Below are 17,731 nucleotides of genomic sequence, written 5' to 3' on the forward strand. Positions count from 1 at the left end.
CCTCCACTCGCCGGATGGAGCGGGCCGGGGTTGCCTGAGTACGACCCCTAGGAGGGCTGTCATGCCGGACGACGAAAGCCAGGGCGAGCTCGCCGCACTGCGGGCCCGGGTTGCCACACTGGAGAGCGAGGCCGCGAAGCGCCGGCCGCCTCGGCACCGGATGCGCGCGTTCCTGTCAGCGCTGCTGATCGTCATCGGCTGCGTCCTTGCCCCCCTGGGCATCGTCGCCGCCTGGACGGCGGACATCGTGGGCGACACCGACCGCTACGTCGCCACCGTGGCCCCGCTCGCCTCCAACCCCGACGTCCAGGCGGCCGCCGCGAACCGGGTCACCGGCGCGGTCATGGAACACCTCGACCTGCCTGCCCTGCTCGAGGGCGTGGCGCCGGACGACCGGCCGCTCTTGCAGAAGGGGCTCGGGAAGCTGGGCGACGGCCTCGAGGGCGCGATCCGGAGCTTCGTGCACGACAAGGCGCAGGACGTCGTCGCGTCGGATGCCTTCGCCACCATCTGGACCGGCGCGAACCGCACGATCCACACCGCCCTCGTACGCGCGCTGACCGGCAGCGACGAGGGAGCCGTGGAGATCAAGAACGACTCGGTGACCGTGGATCTCGCCCCGGTCATCGAACAGGTGAAGACGCGGCTCGTGGACTCCGGTCTCACCGTCGCCGGCAAGATCCCCGAGATCCACACCGACTTCACCGTTCTCCGGTCGGACGACATCGGCCGGGTCAAGACCGGCTTCCGGCTGCTCGAGATCGTCGGCCTGTGGCTGCCGATCATCGCCGTCATCCTCGCGGTCGTGGGCGTCCTGCTGGCAGCCCACCGGCGCCGTTCCCTGGTCGCGGCAGCCCTCGGCTTCGCCGCCGCGGCGCTCGTCCTGGGCATCGCCTTGACCGTCTTCCGTACGGTCTATCTCAACGCGCTGCCCGACACCGTCTCCCAGCCGGCCGCCGGCGCCGTCTACGACGCGTTGATCCGCCTCCTGCGGACCGCCGTCCGCACGGTCGTGGTCCTCGGCGTACTGCTCGCGCTCGCCGCCTGGCTCTCGGGGCCGGGACGCCGTGCCACGGTGGTCCGCCAGGTGTGGCACTCCGGTATCGCTGCCACCCGGGCCACGGCCGACCACGCGGGCCTGCGTACGGGCCCGGTCGGCCCGTTCGTCGGTCGCCACCGCGCCTGGATCACCTGGATCCTGGTGGCGGCCGCCGTCCTCGCCTTCATCCTGTGGCCGCACCCGACCGGCTGGGTCGTCCTGGGGCTCGCCCTCGCACTCCTCTTCGCCCTTGCCGTGACGGACTTCGTCGCCGAGGACTCCGCAACCACGGCGACGGCCGGCGGAAAACCGCCGGGTTCCGTGTAGTCACCGGGCTGAGGGCCGCGCCGACCCGGGCTGGGTCGCGGGGATGCGCTGGGTGAAGAAGAGCGCCGTCAGGGCGGCCAGGGCGAGGATCCCCAGGGCGGCCCTCAGCCCGTCGATCCGCGCGGTGGCGTTCGCGTCGAGTGCGGCCTGGGTCACTTCCGATTCCGCACCGGCATCCTCGAGGGCGGCGGTGAGCTGGGCGTCCGACAGGAAGGGACCGCCCCCCGAGAGCCGGACGTTCGCCTGGCTCTTGACCTCGGCCGGGACGGCCGGGTTCTGCTCGATGGTCGCGAGGAACGACGAGGTCAGTACGGTGATGAGGATCGACCCGGCGACGGCGGTACCGATCGACGCGCCGAGGTTCGTGACGGTGTTCTGGATTCCGCCGACCTCGGCACTCTGCTCGTCCGGGACGGCCGAGACGGTGACCGCCCCGAGCTGGGAGGCGAGGGCCCCCATCCCCAGTCCGATCAGCAGCAGCGGGACGGTGACGACGCCAGCACCGGAATCCGCGTCAAGGGTGGCCAGCAGGACGACGGCGCCGGCGAACATGGACAGGATCCCGAGTTTCACCACGCGCCGCGGTGAGGCGTCCGGCCGGAACCTGGGGATCCCGACCGCGGCGGCCAGCAGCGAGATGGAAAGCGGAAGGATCAGTACGCCGGTTTTGACGGCGGACAAGCCCAGGGCGACGGACAGGTAGAGCGGGACGACGAAGAACACGCCCATCTGTACGAGGTACTGGAAGAAGAACATCGTCAGGCCGCCGGTGAGCTGCCGGTTGCCCAGGAGCTCCGGATCCACGAGAGGTTCGGTACCGCGTGCGACCAGACGTGCCTCCCAGCGGAAGAACAGCCAGAGGAGGAAGAGGCCGGCCATCATCAGCCAGACGATCGGTGAGAGGTGGAACCAGGACGGTGCGCCGGCCTTGGGCCGGAACCAGCCCCACTCGCTCGTACGCAGCACGGCGAAGACGAACAGCCCGATGCCCAGCGCCGACACGATCGCGCCCACCACGTCGATGTGCGGCCTGTGGTCGGGGGGCGCGTCGGCGACCCGGCGGCCGAGCAGCAGGATGGCCAGCACGACCACGACCTCCCCGGCGAACACCCAGCGCCAGGAGAAGAACGTCGTCGCCACGCCGCCGATGAGCGGCCCCAGCGCGATCGCAATCGCCCCTGCGGCGGCGACCAGCCCGTACGCGGCCGGCCGGCGCTCCATGGTGAAGTTCGAGGCGACGAGCGCCACGATCGCCGGCATGATCAGCGCCGCTCCCACGCCCTCGAGGAACGACCAGCCCAGCAGCAGGACGGTGAGGTTCGGGGCGAGTGACGTGATGAGGGATCCGCAGCCGTAGATGACGCAGCCGATCATGAACGCCCGCCTGTGGCCGACGAGGGCGCCGACCTTGCCACCGCTGATCATCAGCATCGCCATGACCAGCGTGTAGGCGGTGATCGCGCCCTGCAGGCCGCTGACCGTGGTGCCGATGTCCTCCGCCACCGTCGCGATCGAGACGTTCATGACCGAACTGTCCAGGGCCATCAGGAACTGGCCGGCCGCCAGCGTCAGCAGGACGACCCGTGCGCCCTTCGCCGCCCCTGCCGCGGATGTCGGGTGTGCCTTGGCTGTCATGTAACGGAGCCTCCCACGGCTCCGGACGGCCACATGTCGCCTCGCCGGGCAGGTCAGCCGACTGGCACAGAGGCGGGGCGCCCGCAGCGCCCGCCGGTGTTCACGCCGATTCCGCCGGCACCCGGCCCGAGGCCACCGCGTCCATCAGGGCCTGGTGGTCGCGCTCGTTCAGATCTGCATAGCTTTCCGCGAACCGCACCAGCGCCTGGTCGAACACGTCGCCGCTGCCCAGATAGGCGGCGATGCCGATCCGGTCGCCGGACCGGGCGTGTGCCCGGGCCAGGGTGGCACCGCACACGTCGCCGAGCGCCTGCATGCCCCGGGGCGCCATGAGCTCCGGTTCGATGCTCCCCTTCCAGTCCCGCAACTGCCGTACGTAGAAGTCCCGCTGGCGGCCGTCGATGCCCGTCGCCCGGTACCAGCCCAGGAAGATGTCGCTGGCTGCCTGCATCAGGCGCTGCCCGGCCACCACCCGTTCGCCCTGCATGGAATGCTCGCCGGCGCCGACGTACGGGGCGAGGACCGACTCGCCGGCCTCCTTGGCCTGGAGGATCAACGGGTCGTCGCCGTCCCTGCCCAGGAGCAGAATGATCCAGCACCGGGTGCCCACACTGCCGACGCCCACCACCTTGCGGGCCATGTCGACGACGGTGAACTGCCGCAGCAGGTACCGCCGGTCCGAAGGAAGGGTCTGGCCGTACTGTTCGACCATTTCCCGGATCTGCTCCTCCAGCGGGCCGCGCTCGTTGTCCGCAAGCAGCTCCGTGAGCGGTGTGACCAGGGGCGGTACCGATCTGAACCGGCGCTCGCCGGACACCACCTCGGTGAGTTTCCCGGCAGCCTGCAGGCTGTCCCGCCCGCGTGCTTTGGCCAGCTCGTCGGCCAGCCGCTTGCGGCCGCGGGAGCGCAGTTCGGCCGCCCCCAGGGTCTGGAGCTGCTCCGCGTCGACCCTCGCGTACCAGACGTCGAGGTGGCGCATGGCGGCGTAGCGGCGCATCTGCTCGCGGTAGGAGCGGCCCGCGGACCGGACGATCGCGGCGCGCTCGCGATCGCTGAAGCCGTTCTCCCGCCCGGCGATGGCCAGGCTGACGGCCAGCCGCTTGACGTCCCACTCCCACGGTCCGGGCAGCGTCTCGTCGAAATCGTTGACGTCGAACAGCAGATTGCGCTCCGGGGTGCCGAGGAGGCCGTAGTTCAACATGTGGGCATCGCCGCACACTTGGACCCGAAGGCCCGAGTCCGGGGTGTGTGCCAGGTCGGCTGCCATGACGGCGGCGGCGCCCCGGTAGAAGCGGAACGGGGACTGCGACATCCGCCCGTAGCGGATCGGCACCAGCTCCGGCACCCGGCCGGCCGACTGCCCTTCGAGCACGTCCACCGGGTCCTTCCGGTCCGCGGACGGTTCGAATTCCCCGTGCCCGGAGCGGGGCGCCCGGCGCCGGGCGGCGCGACCTCGCTCGGCCCGCTCCGCGGCGGACAGCCCGCGGGTGCCGTTCTCCGCCCCTGCGGCATGCATTGCCATCGCTGCACCTCCAGGCCACGCGCGCCCCTGCTGCCCAGCATGGCACTCCCGGCCCGGCGGCGCCGTACGGTGCGGTTCGGCTCCGGGGCACGGCCCCCGGCCCGCTCAGCCCTGGGCGTCCCTCAGCCGCTTGGGGAGCGGGCTGCCCAGCCGCCCGGCCAGGAACGGCTCCTGCGCCAGGACGGCGCCCGCAGTGACACCGACGGCGATGGCCACGCAGACCACGATCAGCCACGACAGCAGGACGAAGACCGAACCGGCCGACCCGTAGTCGCTCAGCGCCCGATTGAGGGCGCGCGGCATGTAGAAGCGTGCGACGAGCGAGAGGGCGGTGGCGCCCAGGGCGGTGAGCACCGCTCCCGGCAACAGGGCGAGCCAACCCACCAGTCCGCCCAGCAGGAGGTGCTGCGACCACCACCACGCCAGGGCCAGGAAGACGAACGTGAGGGGGACGCCCAGCCACAGTCCGACGCCGAACCCGTCGCGGATCGGTCCCTGCACGACCAGCACGCAGAGCCAGACACCGATCCAGGCGACCCAGCGCCAGATCGCGATGTGGACCCCCGTCCGCGGAATCTCCCACGCCCGCTTGCACAGGCGTTGCATGGCGCGGCTGACGGCGGTCGCGGACAGCAGCACCATCAGGGCGCCCACCAGGCCCACCGCATTCTGGAATTCGCTGTCGGTGCCGCCGAAGATGTCGTTCAGCTGCTCGCTCGCCTCGCCGGTGAGCCCGAAGACCGCGCGCACTGATTCGGCCATTTGCTGCTGTAGGCCTTCGGGCGCGAAAGACGCCACGACGAAGACCAGCGGCACGGCGGTGAGGAAGCACTGCGCGGCGAGCCGCGTCGCGGAGTCGAAGATGTTCACCGCCACCATGCGCTCCGCCACATGGGTGATCACCGGGAAGCGGGTCTCCGCCTCTCGCTGGAGGCGCCGCGCCCTCACTGCCGCCTTGCGCGTCCGGGTCCGCCACCACGAGGGGTGGATGGCGTTGTGCGACCGCTTGCCGGAGGCCATCAGCGCACCGGGGAGTGGGACGGTGGAGAGGGAGACGGACAACGGCCCGGCAGCCACGACAGCACCTGCGGAGCAGTCGTCGCCATGGGTCTCTCCTTCGTGTGCGTCCAGGTTGGAGGATGCCGCCGGGAGCGGCATCTCGAACCGGTGCCGGCACCGCACCCGGAAAAGATGTCGAAGGCGGGTCCGCTGCGTAGGGTCGACGTGGTACGTCGTCACGCGCTGGGGGCGCCATGGTTCTCGACCTGATGCTGATCGCGCTGGCCATCACGCTCTATCCGCTGCCCATGATGGCGTTCGCACTCGTGGTGTCGTCCGCCAGGGGCGTCTGGAAGGGCCTCGCCTTCATTCTCGCCTGGCTCGCCTGCTTCGTCGCGGTGATCGCCGTCGTTCTCGCGCTGACCGACGGCCAGCCCCCGCCGCCGCGCTCCCCGCCCAGCGTGGCGGGACTCGCGGTCAAGTTGGCCATCGGGATCGGGCTGGTGTTCTACGGACTGCACCGCCGCCGCCTCATGCAGGCGAGCGCCGCGGCGCCGGCGGGTGCTGCGGACGGTGCTGCGTCCGGTGCCCCGGAGAGTGCTGCGGCATCCCCCGGCCCGGAGGCTCACGAAGAACGGGCAGACCAGGTGGCCGAAGGCCTCGACCGCAGTTCGGTCTGGGCCGCGGCCGGCCTGGCCGTGCTCGTCCAGCCGTGGGGCATGGTGGCGGCGGGTGCGACGACGGTACTTGAGGCGAACACCTCTCACGCGGCCACCTACGCGGCCCTGTTCGGCTTCTGCCTGCTCGCGACCGCGAGCCTGCTGGCCGCCGAGCTGTACATCGTGTTCTCCCCCGAGGTGGCGCAGGCCCGACTCCTGCGCATGCGCGGATGGCTGAAGGCCCACTCGCAGCAGGCGATCGTCGTCCTGTGCCTGGCACTCGGCCTGTGGCTGACCGCCAAGAGCATCTACCAGCTGACCAGCTGACCAGTCGGGCCGCCGGCCGCCCGGCTCGTGCGACAGAGACGCTTCCGGATGTGCGAAGGTCCGTGCCCGGTGCTGCAATGAGCAGAGGGACATCCGCTCCGGTACCGCCCGTACCCGGCCACCCGCCGTCCGTCGCCCACCGGCGGCCGGCCCGACGTCCCTCCCTCCCCCAGCCCGACAGGAGCAGCCATGAGCAGCGAGGTCGAGGAATCAAACGGGCTCGGCGACATCGACGACATGGGTCCCGTGGACTACGTCGTGATCGAGTTCCAGGGCAACCGGATGACGGGCAAGGGACTCCCCATGCTCGTCGATCTCGTCGATCGCGGCATCATCCGTATTTTCGACCTGGTCTTCGTCCGCAAGGACCTGGACGGCTCGGTGACGGCGGTGGAGCTGAAGGACTTCGGAGACGAGGTCGACCTGTCGGTCTTCGAAGGAGCCTCGTCCGGCCTGCTGGACCAGAGCGACATCGACGACGCCGGCATCGCGTTGGAACCCGGGAACTCGGCGGGGATCATCGTGTACGAGAACAGGTGGGCGGCGCCGTTCGCCCGTGAACTGCGGCGCGGAGGCGCCCAGCTCGTGGCAGCCGGCCGGATTCCCGTGCAGGCGCTGCTCGCGTCGCTGGAGGCCATGGAGGTACCGCCTGGCGACGAGTGAGGACGGCCGCAGCCCTGCTTCACCGCACCCCTGGAGATGAGCACCATGCCCGGACTTCTTCGCGGAGTCGCCCGTACGGCCGTCATCGCCGGCACCGCCACCGCCGTGTCCAACCGGGTGTCCCGGCGGCAGGCCGGCCGGTGGGCCCAGCAGGAAGCCGTGGAAGAGCCGGTGGCTGCAGCGCCGCCCCCGGCTGCGGCCCCTGTTGCGGCTCCTGCTGCGGCTCCTGCTGCCGACGACATGAGCACCAAGATCGACCAGCTCAAGCAGCTCAGCACCCTCAAGGAGCAGGGAGTGCTGACCGAGGAGGAATTCGCCGAACAGAAGCGTCGGCTCCTCGGCTGACAGAGCACCCTGTACCGGACGCACCGGTGAGGGACGGGGGACGGGAAGGAACGGCTCCATGACGCAGCCGACGCAGCCGAGTCCGGGTCCGCAGCCACCGCCGTCGCGGCCCGCTGAGGCCCAGAAGCTCGGCGAGCTGCTCCGGGCTCCCGGATACCTCAAGACGCTGGTGTTCTGCGGGCTCATCGGCATCCCGGTCTCGCTGGCCGCGTTCTGGTTCCTCGCCGGGCTCCAGAAGCTGGAGAGCCTGGTGTGGACGGACCTCCCGCACGCCCTCGGCCACGACACTCCGCCGTGGTGGTGGCCCCTGCCGCTCCTGCTCATCTCGGGTGTGTGCGTCGGGCAGATCGTCACCCGTTTCCCCGGGGCGGGCGGGCACATCCCCGCGTCCGGCTTGCATCCGGGCGGTCCCGGAGCCGCAGCCCTGCCCGGTGTGGTCCTCGCGGCCGTCTTCAGCCTGCCGCTCGGCGCCACGCTCGGCCCCGAGGCCCCGCTCATCGCGCTGGGCGGCGGACTCGCGATCGCGCTGCGCCACCTCACCGGAACGCCGGAGACACCGATGAGCACCGCGCTGCTGGGCGCGGCGGGATCCGCTGCGGCGATCGCCACCATCTTCGGCAATCCGCTGATCGGCGCGGTGCTGCTCATGGAGGTCGTGGGCGTGGGCGGGCCCCAGCTGTTCGCCGTCATGCTGCCCGCGCTGCTGTCGAGCGGCATCGGCTCGCTCGTGTTCACCGGTTTCGGCCGCTGGACCGGTCTGCAGACCGGCGATCTGAAGCTGAAGTCGGGCACGCAGTTCCCCCGTCTGGACGTCGGTGACGTGGTCTGGTCGATCCTCATCGCCGTGGTCATCGCCTTCGGCGTGCACCTGGTCCAGTACGGCGGCCGGCTGACCGCCGTCCACGTCGCCAGACGGCCCCTGACCGTCACGGCGCTCTGCGCGCTCGCCGCCGGCGTCTGCGCCGCCGCCTACTCCCTGGGCACCGGGCGCTCCCCGGCGGACGTGGCCTCCTCGGGCCAGGCCACGCTGGGCCAGCTGGCCGGAGATCCGCACGCCTGGGGCGTGGGCGCCCTGATCGCCGTTCTCCTGTGCAAGGGCGCCGCCTTCTCCCTGTGTCTGGGCAGCCTGCGCGGCGGCCCCATCTTCCCGTCCCTGTTCCTCGGCGCCGCGGCAGGCGTCCTCTGCTCGCCGCTGCCCGGCCTGGGCATCGGCGCCGGGCTGGCGGCCGGCATGGCGGCCGCCACGGTGAGCGCGCTGCGGCTGCCGGTCAGCAGCGTGGTGCTGGTGGTCCTGGTCATGGGCAGCACCGAGATGATCCCGGTGGCGATCCTCGCCACCGTCGTGGCTTTCGTGACGGCCGAACTCCTGCCCCCGGGCCCGCCGATCCCGCCGGTGGGCCGTACACCCCAGCCCGCCGCTCCCGCACGCTAGGGGGCGCCGCGGGCCAGGCAGGACTTCGCGGACACCCACGAGGGGGTGGCTGCCCGCTCCGCTCGAAGCGCTGTCAGTCGGCGAGCGCGGCGTTGACGAGTGCCTTGACGTACGGGAGATCACTGCCGGTCCCCGTCGGGTTCAGGGAGTACACCACGCGGTGTCGGAGGTCCTGCGAGGCGAAGAACCCGTTGTCCCAGCCGGGGCGGGAGCCGGTCTTGCCCCAGGCGTACTCCCCGTTCGCAAGCTTGTACCGCATGAGTCCGCCGACGCTGTAGCAGGCCTCCTGGCCGAAGCAGTTCTTGTTGTCGGCGGCGCCCTGCACCTTCGGCAGCTCGAAGACCAGCTTCTGCTGGGCGGGCGGGAGCAGGCGCCCCCGGAACAGCGCGGTGAAGAAGCGGTCCAGGTCGGCGGCGGTGGAGATCATGCCTCCCTCGGCCCACGGGTACGGGCTCTGCTCGGTCACGTCCTGCCCGCCGACGTACACCTTCGCGTGGGGCGAGGGGATCGTGGGGTCGTCGGCGGCGGGCAGGCTGGTGTGACGCAGGTGCAGCGGCCGGATGATCCTGCGTTCCAGCTCGGTGGTGAAGGAGCGGCCGGTGACCTTCTCGACGAGCAGGCCGAGGACGAACGAGTTGAGCCCGTTGTACTGCTGCTCGGAGCCGGGTGCGGGCGGCGCGGCGGTGGCTGCGGCGAACGAGTCGCGCAGGAGGTCTTCGGGCGTCACGGACTTGAGCTGCCATCCGGGTCCGTCGGCCGGGCCGGGGGTCCGGGCGGGCTTGGGCAGGCCGCTCGTGTGGTCGAGGAGCTGGCGCACGGTGACGCGGTCGTACGCCTCGGGCAGCACCTCGGGGAGGTACCGCCGTGCCCGTGCGTCGAGGTCGATCCGGCGTTCGGCGACGAGTTGGAGCACCACCGCGTTGGTGAACGTCTTGGTGACACTGCCGATCCGGACGTACGCGTCAGCGGTGACCGGGCCGGCCGCGGCCCCCGCGCCGTCCCGTCTGATCAGCGCGCCCGCAACGACGTCGTCGGGCAGGTGGTCGAGGATGTCCTGGACGGTGGGGCCGGCAGACGCCGGTGCGTTGGAACCCGGCATGGCGGCCACTGCGGGCAGAGCCGCGCCGGCGGTGAGGGCGGTGGCCAGGGCGAGGGTGGTGACGGCGAGGCGGATGCGCATCGAAGTTCCTCTCGGAGGGGCGAGCTGACGGGCCTTGGTGACACCATCAACTCTGGTACGCACAGCGGCCGTCGGCCATCGGTGATCACCCTGATCACAACCCTGCACCGCCCCTGACACAGGCCCTGGTTGGGGGGCGCGAGGGGGCGCCGGACGGCGGGCGCCGGCCGGCTGCACCGCCGGACACAACGCGCGACCGTGTGCGCGCCGTTGTGACGCCGTGGTCGTCTCCATAACGTGCTGCTGCACGCAGGTCTGGCCGGGGGGGCGAAGCGTCGTGAAGTCGCTGCCGGGCCCTCGCACGCACGGCGACTCAGGGGGGCACATGCCGGGACCGGACTCCACTCCGCGGAAGGCGCCGGGGCGGATCTTCCAGGCCTCGACCATGACGGCCATGCTGGAAGGCGTCTACGAAGGCACGACGACCATCGCCGAGCTCCGCCGCCACGGCGACTTCGGCATCGGAACCTTCGACCGGCTCGACGGCGAGATGATCGTCCTGGACGGCCGGTGCTATCGATTACGCGCCGACGGGACCGCCGGTGAAGCCGACCCGGCCACGCGAACACCCCTCGCGGCAGTGACCTACTTCCACGGCGAGTACGACTGGCAGATGACGGAGCCGGTCGACGCGACAGAGCTCCGCACGGTGATCGACGACTGGCTGCCGAGCCCCCACATGTTCTACGCGGTGCGCGTCGACGGGCACTTCGACCACGTGGTCACCCGCATGCTCCCCGAGCAGCACCGCCCCTACCCCCGGCTGATCGACGCGGTGGCGGAACAGATCATCTCCACCCACACCGATCTGGACGGGACCATCGTCGGTTTCCGCAGCCCCACCCACCTGCTCGGGGTGGCTGCCGCCGGATACCACCTGCACTTCCTCTCCGGCTGCCGCACCCGCGGCGGACACGCCTACGACTTCGTACTCCGCTCCGGACGGGTGCGCGTCGACGTGGGCTACGAACTGGTCCTGCACATGCCGCGCACGGAGGACTTCCACCAGGCGCAGCTCGGCCGGGGCGATGTCGCGGCTGAAATCGAGGCGGTGCTCCAAGGCGGCCGCAGGCCATGAGCGGTGTCCTGAAGGCCCGCTGTCGGCACCTGCGGAAGCGAAGTCAGCAGCCGGGACCGATCGGCGGTGACGATGCCAGGGCGAGCGCGGCGATCCGCAGTTCGGCCGCCCACGTCCGCTGGTCGAGCCCCGACGTGTACTCGATGCAGCACACGCGTTGCGGGCGGCTCTGCGGTTTCGGCCTCGGTCTCCGACCAGCCGTCCGCCACCAGTTCGGCCGGAGCGATTTCTCCGTCGACGAGTCTCGCCGCCAGCCGGCGCAGCGCATGGCGCCGTGCCAGGCCCGGATCGGGCAGCTCGATCCCGGACTCGGCGAGGGCCTGCTCGAACGCGTCGCGGACCCGCTCCGCACTCACCCCGCGCGTTCGCACGGGGAAGCCTTCAGTGTGCATGAGCCTCAGCCGACCCGGGCCAGGAAGAGGTCGCTGAAGTGCTCCATTTCGATGCCGCCACCGTGGGCGTCCAGGACCCGGGCCGTCTCGGTGAGGACCTGCTCGCGCCGGTCAGGGGGCAGGACGCGATAGCGCGAGAGCGAGGCCAGGTATCCCAGGTATCGCCCGGTGTCGTAGTGCTGAACCTGCCGATAACGGACGGCACGCAGGTCCGTGAAGCGCCCGTCGCGCCGGCATTCCTCCTCGGGCCAGCCGGGCAACCCGGCCCAGTTCCCGGGCACGTCGCCGTACGAGGACGCCGGCTCACCATGCGGCGCATGGTCGATCCCGTGGCGGCCGTCGACCTCGGCCAGGGCGGCGTGCAACCGGGCATCGCGGACCCCCTGCGGGTTCCAGAACAACGCCACGACCCCGCCCGGCGCGAGAGCTTCCCGCGCCAGATCCCAACGCCGTTCCGGGTCCACCCAGTGCCAAGACGTGGCAGCGAGCAGGAGTCCGAAGCGGCGGCCACCGGGCTGCCACTGCTCGAAGCCACCGCTGTGCACCCGGACCCCGGGGTAGCACGAGGTGTTGCGGCGCAACACCTCGGCCATGCGCGGATCGGGCTCGATGCACACCAACGGCGTACCCAGCGCCGCGAACGGCACCGTGGCCTTGCCGGTTCCCGCGCCCACCTCCACCGCCTCACGCTCCCCCAGAGCCGCGTACGCGAGCACCTCCCCCACCAGAGCGTCCGCGTATCCCGGGCGGGCGGCATCGTAGAGTTCGGCCACCTCCCCGAACACCTGACTGCGCGCCATGTCGACCTGCCCCCACGCGGTCATACGCATCACCCGCCTCCTCGATCGGCAAACGGCCACCCTATCGACGCGAGACCGACAGCGCCGGGCCCACCGGAGGCGCCCTCCACCTCGGACCACGAACGCCAGGTCGCGTCTCCCGACCGGCCGGGCTGCTACAACTACCCCCGAAGCCGGCGTACCGCAGGAGAGGAGAGGCAACGATGGCCGAGCGCGTCGTGGAGGCGGACGGCATCACGCTGTGCACCGAGTCCTTCGGCGACCCGTCGGATCCGCCCGTCCTGCTCGTCATGGGCCTGGGGGCCTCGATGCTGTGGTGGGAGGAGGGGTTGTGCCGGATGCTCGCCGACGGCGGACGCTTCGTGATCCGTTACGACCACCGCGACACCGGCCGATCGGTCACCTACGAGCCGGGCCGTCCCGGGTACACCGGCGCGGACCTGGTCGGTGACGCCGCCCGGGTGCTCGAGGCGCATGCGATCCCGGCCGCGCACGTCGTGGGTGTCTCGGCCGGAGGGGCTCTCGCGCAGCTGCTCGCGCTCCATTACGCCGATCGAGTCCTCTCGCTCGTACTGATCAGCACGTCCTGCGCCGTGCCCGGCGACCGCGATCTTCCGCCGCCCACCGAGGAGTTCATGCGGTTCGTCTCCGACGTGCAGGTCGACTGGTCGGATGCCGGCTCGGTGATCGAGTACCAGGTCGGCTACGCGCGCGTCCTCGCCGGGGGTCGGCGCCCGTTCGACGAGAGCGCCGCCCGCCGCCTCGTCCGTCGCGACGTCGAGCGCGCGCACGACTTCGCCGCGGCCCGCAACCACGACTCGCTTCCGGACGGTGAGTTCTCACCGGCGCCCCTGTCCTCGATCACCGTGCCCACGCTGGTGATCCACGGGACCGCCGATCCGATGTTCCCGCTCCGGCACGGCGAGGCACTCGCGGAACAGCTCCCCGAGGGCAGGCTGCTGGCGCTGGAGGACGCCGGCCACGGGGTCGAGCGGGCCGACTGGGCGACCATCGTCCCCGCAATCCTCGAACACACCGCCACAGACCGTGCTCGGTAGGTGGGCGTGAAGGTCCCGGGTCCACTGCCCTCGCAGCAGGCCCCCACGGTTGCCGTCGCCCCCGCCGCACAGGCCGGCTCCGCCCTGGACACGGCCGGTCTCGCGCACCGCGGCTGAGCGGCCGCGGCGCACCGCCGCCGGGCCCCCGCCGTGCCGCGCCCTCATGGCGCCGAGTCGTTTCTGCGTCAGGGTGGCGTCAAGAGTCGCGGCCCGCCCGTATGGAGCCCGTCAAGAGGTCTTAACCACCGTCTGAGCTCGCGGTTTGCTCCTACTCGGCCGTCTGGCCGAAACCCATTTCATCACTTCATCCAGGAGCTCACGATGGCCGATCTGGCCTTCGTCGTCATCACGGTCGCGGTCTTCGCGCTGGTGGCTCTCATCGCCCGAGGGGTGGCCAAGCTGTGACCGCCGAGAACATCGTCGGCCTGCTCGTGGCCGTCTCCCTGCTGGGCTACCTCGTCCTCGCCCTCGTGTATCCGGAGAGGTTCTGAGCACTGACATGAGCCCCGTAACCGCCGGTGTGCTGCAGCTGCTCGCGCTCGTCGCCGCGCTCGCCCTCGCATACCGTCCGCTCGGCGACCACATGGCCCGCGTCTACTCCTCCGAGAAGCACTACCGCCCGGAGAAGTGGATCTACAAGGCCATCGGCGCCAACCCCTCGGCCGAGATGCGCTGGCCCGCGTACCTGCGCGGCGTCCTGGCCTTCTCCGCAGTGAGCGTCCTCTTCCTCTACCTGCTCCAGCGCGTGCAGGGCGTGCTGCCCGGTTCGCTCGGCTTCGTGTCGATCGACCCCGACCAGGCCTTCAACACCGCCGCGTCCTTCGTGGCGAACACCAACTGGCAGTCGTACTACGGCGAGCAGGCCATGGGCCACGTCGTCCAGACCGGCGGCCTCGCGGTGCAGAACTTCGTCTCGGCTGCGGTCGGCATGGCCGTCGCCGTGGCCCTCGTACGGGGCTTCGCCCGCTCGCGCACCGGCGAACTCGGCAACTTCTGGACCGACTTGGTGCGCGGTACCGTCCGGATCCTGTTGCCGATCTCCGTGATCGGCGCGCTGATCCTGGTCGCCTGCGGTGTCATCCAGAACTTCGCCGGGATCCACTGGGTCGGCCAGTTCACGGGTGGCACGCAGCAGTGGAACGGCGGGGCGGTGGCCTCGCAGGAGGTCATCAAGGAGCTGGGCACCAACGGCGGCGGCTACTTCAACGCCAACTCGGCCCACCCCTTCGAGAACCCCACCCCGTTCTCGAACCTCTTCGAGATCTTCCTCATCCTGCTCATCCCGTTCGCCCTCACCCGGACCTTCGGCCGCATGGTCGGCAACCTGCGCCAGGGTTACGCGATCCTCGCCACGATGGCGACCATCTGGCTCGGGTTCACCGCGCTGATGATGTGGACCGAGTTCGCCCACCACGGCCCGGCGTTCGACATCGCCGGCGGGGCGATGGAGGGCAAGGAGACCCGCTTCGGCATCGGCGGCTCGTCGATCTTCGCCGTGGCGACCACGCTGACCTCGACCGGTGCGGTCAACTCCTTCCACTCCTCCTACACCGGCTTCGGCGGCGGCATCGCGATGCTGGGCATGCAGCTCGGCGAGATCGCGCCCGGCGGCGTCGGCTCCGGCCTCTACGGCATGCTGATCATGGCGATCATCGCGGTGTTCATCGCGGGCCTGATGGTCGGCCGGACCCCCGAGTACCTGGGCAAGAAGATCGGCACCCGCCAGATCAAGCTGGCCGCGTGCTACATCCTCGTCACCCCGGCGCTGGTGCTCTGCTTCACCGCCGCCGCAATGGCGCTGCCGACGCCCGGCAACTCGATGGCCAACCCGGGTGCCCACGGCTTCTCCGAGATCCTGTACGCCTACACCTCGGGCGCCAACAACAACGGCTCGGCCTTCGCCGGCCTGAACGCCGACACACAGTGGTTCAACAGCACCATCGGCATCGCGATGCTGCTCGGCCGCTTCCTGCCGATCGTGTTCGTCCTCGCGCTGGCCGGCTCGCTCGCCGAGCAGCAGCCCGTGCCGGCGACCGCCGGCACCCTCCGTACCGACAAGCCGCTCTACGCGGGCCTGCTCGTCGGGACGATCGTCATCATCACCGGTCTGACCTACTTCCCCGCCCTCGCGCTGGGTCCGCTCGCTGAAGGGCTCGCCTCATGAGCACCATCACCCCCACCCGTGCTCCGCACGAAGACCTGCCCACCGGACACAAGGCCCCGGCGGGGCGCGTCGGCGGCGGCCTGTTCGACCCGAAGGCCCTGCTCAAGTCCTTCCCCGACGCGGTGAAGAAGCTCGACCCGCGGGTCATGGTCACGTCGCCGGTCATGTTCGTGGTCCTCGTCGGGTCGGTGGTCACCACCGTCCTGGCGGTCAAGGACCCGACGGACTGGTTCGGCTGGGCGATCACGGCCTGGCTGTGGCTGACCACCATCTTCGCCAACCTCGCGGAGGCCGTCGCCGAGGGTCGCGGCAAGGCCCAGGCCGACACCCTGCGCAAGGCGAAGACGGACACCGTCGCCCGCCGCCTGGTCGGCAAGGACGAGGAGCGGGTACCCGGCACGGACCTGCGCATCGGCGACCTCGTGGTCTGCGAGGCCGGCGACATCGTCCCGGGCGACGGTGACGTCGTCGAAGGTGTCGCCTCGGTCGACGAGTCCGCCATCACCGGCGAATCCGCACCCGTCATCCGGGAATCCGGCGGCGACCGCTCGGCCGTCACCGGCGGTACGAAGGTCCTCTCGGACCGGATCGTCGTCAAGATCACGACCAAGCCCGGCGAGACCTTCATCGACCGGATGATCGCCCTGGTCGAAGGCGCGGCCAGGCAGAAGACGCCCAACGAGATCGCGCTCAACATCCTGCTCGCGTCGCTCACCATCGTCTTCCTGCTGGCCGTGGTCACGCTCCAGCCGTTCGCGATCTACGCGGACGCCGAGCAGTCGATGATCGTGCTCACTGCTCTGCTGGTCTGCCTGATCCCGACGACCATCGGTGCGCTGCTGTCCGCCATCGGCATCGCGGGCATGGACCGGCTCGTCCAGCGCAACGTCCTCGCGATGTCGGGGCGTGCGGTCGAGGCAGCCGGTGACGTTTCCACGCTGCTGCTCGACAAGACCGGCACCATCACGCTCGGCAACCGCCAGGCCGCCGAGTTCGTGCCGGTCAAGGGCACGACGGAGGCCGAACTGGCCGACGCCGCACAACTGTCGTCGCTGGCCGACGAGACCCCCGAGGGCCGCTCCATCGTGGTCCTCGCCCAGGAGGAGTACGGTCTGCGCGAGCGCCACCAGGGCGATCTCGCCCAGGCCGAGTGGATCGCCTTCACGGCCCAGACCCGCATGTCCGGCGTGGACGTGGACGGCCGCAAGACGCGCAAGGGCGCTGCCGGTTCGGTCGTCGCCTGGGTCAACGAGCAGGGCGGCAAGGTCGCCGACGACGCGGACCTCCTCGCCAACCGGATCTCGGAGGCCGGCGGCACGCCGCTGCTCGTCGCCGTCGAGGACGAGGAGGGCGCCCGGATCCTGGGCGTCATCCACCTCAAGGACGTCGTCAAGGAGGGCATGCGGGAGCGGTTCGACGAACTGCGCCGCATGGGCATCAAGACCGTCATGATCACGGGTGACAACCCGCTGACCGCCAAGGCCATCGCCGAAGAGGCCGGCGTCGACGACTTCCTCGCCGAGGCCACCCCCGAGGACAAGATGGCCCTCATCAAGCGGGAGCAGGCCGGCGGCAAGCTCGTCGCGATGACGGGTGACGGTACGAACGACGCCCCGGCCCTCGCCCAGGCGGACGTCGGCGTGGCGATGAACACGGGCACCTCGGCCGCCAAGGAGGCCGGGAACATGGTGGACCTGGACTCCAACCCCACCAAGCTCATCGAGATCGTCGAGATCGGCAAGCAGCTCCTCATCACCCGGGGCGCGCTGACCACGTTCTCCATCGCCAATGACGTCGCGAAGTACTTCGCGATCATCCCGGCCATGTTCGCCGTGGTCTACCCGGGCCTCGACGAGCTCAACGTCATGGGCCTGCACTCGCCGAACTCGGCGATCCTCTCCGCGGTCGTCTTCAACGCATTGATCATCATCGCGCTCGTGCCGCTCGCCCTGAAGGGCGTGCAGTACAAGCCGACCAGCGCCGACAAGATGCTCCGCCGCAACATCGGGATCTACGGACTGGGCGGCCTCGTCGCCCCGTTCATCGGCATCAAGATCATCGACATGCTCATCACCCTCGTCCCGGGCCTGCGCTGAACTAGGAGCGTGCTG

General features: G+C 70.7%; 15 protein-coding genes. 10 read left to right on the forward strand and 5 right to left on the reverse strand.

The features are described from left to right. The first annotated feature begins 61 nt into the window (after positions 1-61). Complete coding sequence (locus tag ACZ49B_RS09685; RefSeq protein WP_468302595.1) at positions 62-1,366, forward strand: hypothetical protein; 1,305 nt, start codon at positions 62-64, stop codon at positions 1,364-1,366. Here ACZ49B_RS09685 and ACZ49B_RS09690 read toward each other — a convergent pair whose 3' ends face one another. From ACZ49B_RS09690 to ACZ49B_RS09700, 3 genes are all read right to left on the reverse strand, one after another. After that, entirely contained in the window at positions 1,367-3,001 is a 1,635-nt protein-coding gene (locus tag ACZ49B_RS09690) for an MFS transporter (RefSeq protein WP_468302598.1), read from the reverse strand. 100 nt (positions 3,002-3,101) lie between these two features. Then, positions 3,102-4,523 (reverse strand): DUF2252 domain-containing protein, encoded by a 1,422-nt coding sequence (locus ACZ49B_RS09695; RefSeq protein ID WP_468302600.1) that lies wholly within the window; start codon positions 4,521-4,523, stop codon positions 3,102-3,104. 105 nt (positions 4,524-4,628) lie between these two features. Then, complete coding sequence (locus ACZ49B_RS09700) at positions 4,629-5,600, reverse strand: YhjD/YihY/BrkB family envelope integrity protein (protein WP_468302603.1); 972 nt, start codon at positions 5,598-5,600, stop codon at positions 4,629-4,631. 176 nt (positions 5,601-5,776) lie between these two features. Between ACZ49B_RS09700 and ACZ49B_RS09705 the strand changes: the two genes are divergently transcribed. The 4 genes from ACZ49B_RS09705 (at position 5,777) to ACZ49B_RS09720 (ending at position 8,948) form a co-directional block, all read left to right on the forward strand. Next, a complete protein-coding gene (locus ACZ49B_RS09705; RefSeq protein WP_468302606.1) occupies positions 5,777-6,508 on the forward strand; it encodes a GAP family protein in 732 nt (243 codons plus the stop codon). Positions 6,509-6,697: 189 nt separating this feature from the next. Further along, positions 6,698-7,171 carry a DUF6325 family protein gene (locus tag ACZ49B_RS09710; RefSeq protein WP_468302609.1) on the forward strand — a complete coding sequence of 158 codons (474 nt, stop codon included), beginning with the start codon at positions 6,698-6,700 and terminating at the stop codon, positions 7,169-7,171. Between the two features lie 45 nt (positions 7,172-7,216). After that, entirely contained in the window at positions 7,217-7,516 is a 300-nt protein-coding gene (locus tag ACZ49B_RS09715) for an SHOCT domain-containing protein (protein WP_468302612.1), read from the forward strand. Between the two features lie 58 nt (positions 7,517-7,574). Continuing rightward, entirely contained in the window at positions 7,575-8,948 is a 1,374-nt protein-coding gene (locus ACZ49B_RS09720) for a chloride channel protein (protein WP_468302615.1), read from the forward strand. 73 nt (positions 8,949-9,021) lie between these two features. On the opposite strand, the gene ACZ49B_RS09725 is transcribed toward ACZ49B_RS09720, so the two are convergent. Next, positions 9,022-10,128, reverse strand: a complete 1,107-nt coding sequence (locus ACZ49B_RS09725; RefSeq protein WP_468302618.1) for a serine hydrolase domain-containing protein — start codon at positions 10,126-10,128, stop codon at positions 9,022-9,024. Between the two features lie 325 nt (positions 10,129-10,453). Between ACZ49B_RS09725 and budA the strand changes: the two genes are divergently transcribed. Continuing rightward, positions 10,454-11,206, forward strand: a complete 753-nt coding sequence (gene budA / locus ACZ49B_RS09730) for an acetolactate decarboxylase (RefSeq protein WP_468302621.1) — start codon at positions 10,454-10,456, stop codon at positions 11,204-11,206. Between the two features lie 397 nt (positions 11,207-11,603). Here the strand turns inward: budA and ACZ49B_RS09735 are convergent, their stop codons facing one another. Next, positions 11,604-12,428, reverse strand: coding sequence for a class I SAM-dependent methyltransferase (locus tag ACZ49B_RS09735; protein ID WP_468302624.1), 825 nt, complete (start codon positions 12,426-12,428; stop codon positions 11,604-11,606). Between the two features lie 173 nt (positions 12,429-12,601). Here ACZ49B_RS09735 and ACZ49B_RS09740 point away from each other — a divergent pair, with 173 nt between their 5' ends. From ACZ49B_RS09740 to kdpB, 4 genes are all read left to right on the forward strand, one after another. Continuing rightward, the gene (locus tag ACZ49B_RS09740) at positions 12,602-13,456 is read left to right on the forward strand and encodes an alpha/beta fold hydrolase (protein ID WP_468302627.1); all 855 of its coding nucleotides are present in this window, start codon (positions 12,602-12,604) and stop codon (positions 13,454-13,456) included. 401 nt (positions 13,457-13,857) lie between these two features. After that, complete coding sequence (kdpF, locus tag ACZ49B_RS09745) at positions 13,858-13,947, forward strand: K(+)-transporting ATPase subunit F (protein ID WP_037836701.1); 90 nt, start codon at positions 13,858-13,860, stop codon at positions 13,945-13,947. An 8-nt stretch (positions 13,948-13,955) separates the two neighbouring features. Next, entirely contained in the window at positions 13,956-15,620 is a 1,665-nt protein-coding gene (gene kdpA / locus ACZ49B_RS09750; protein ID WP_468302630.1) for a potassium-transporting ATPase subunit KdpA, read from the forward strand. Beyond that, complete coding sequence (gene kdpB / locus ACZ49B_RS09755; RefSeq protein WP_468302633.1) at positions 15,617-17,716, forward strand: potassium-transporting ATPase subunit KdpB; 2,100 nt, start codon at positions 15,617-15,619, stop codon at positions 17,714-17,716. The genes kdpA and kdpB overlap by 4 nt, the downstream gene beginning before the upstream one ends. The last annotated feature ends 15 nt before the right edge of the window (positions 17,717-17,731 follow it).

Source organism: Streptomyces sp. NPDC031132 (genome assembly GCF_055570595.1).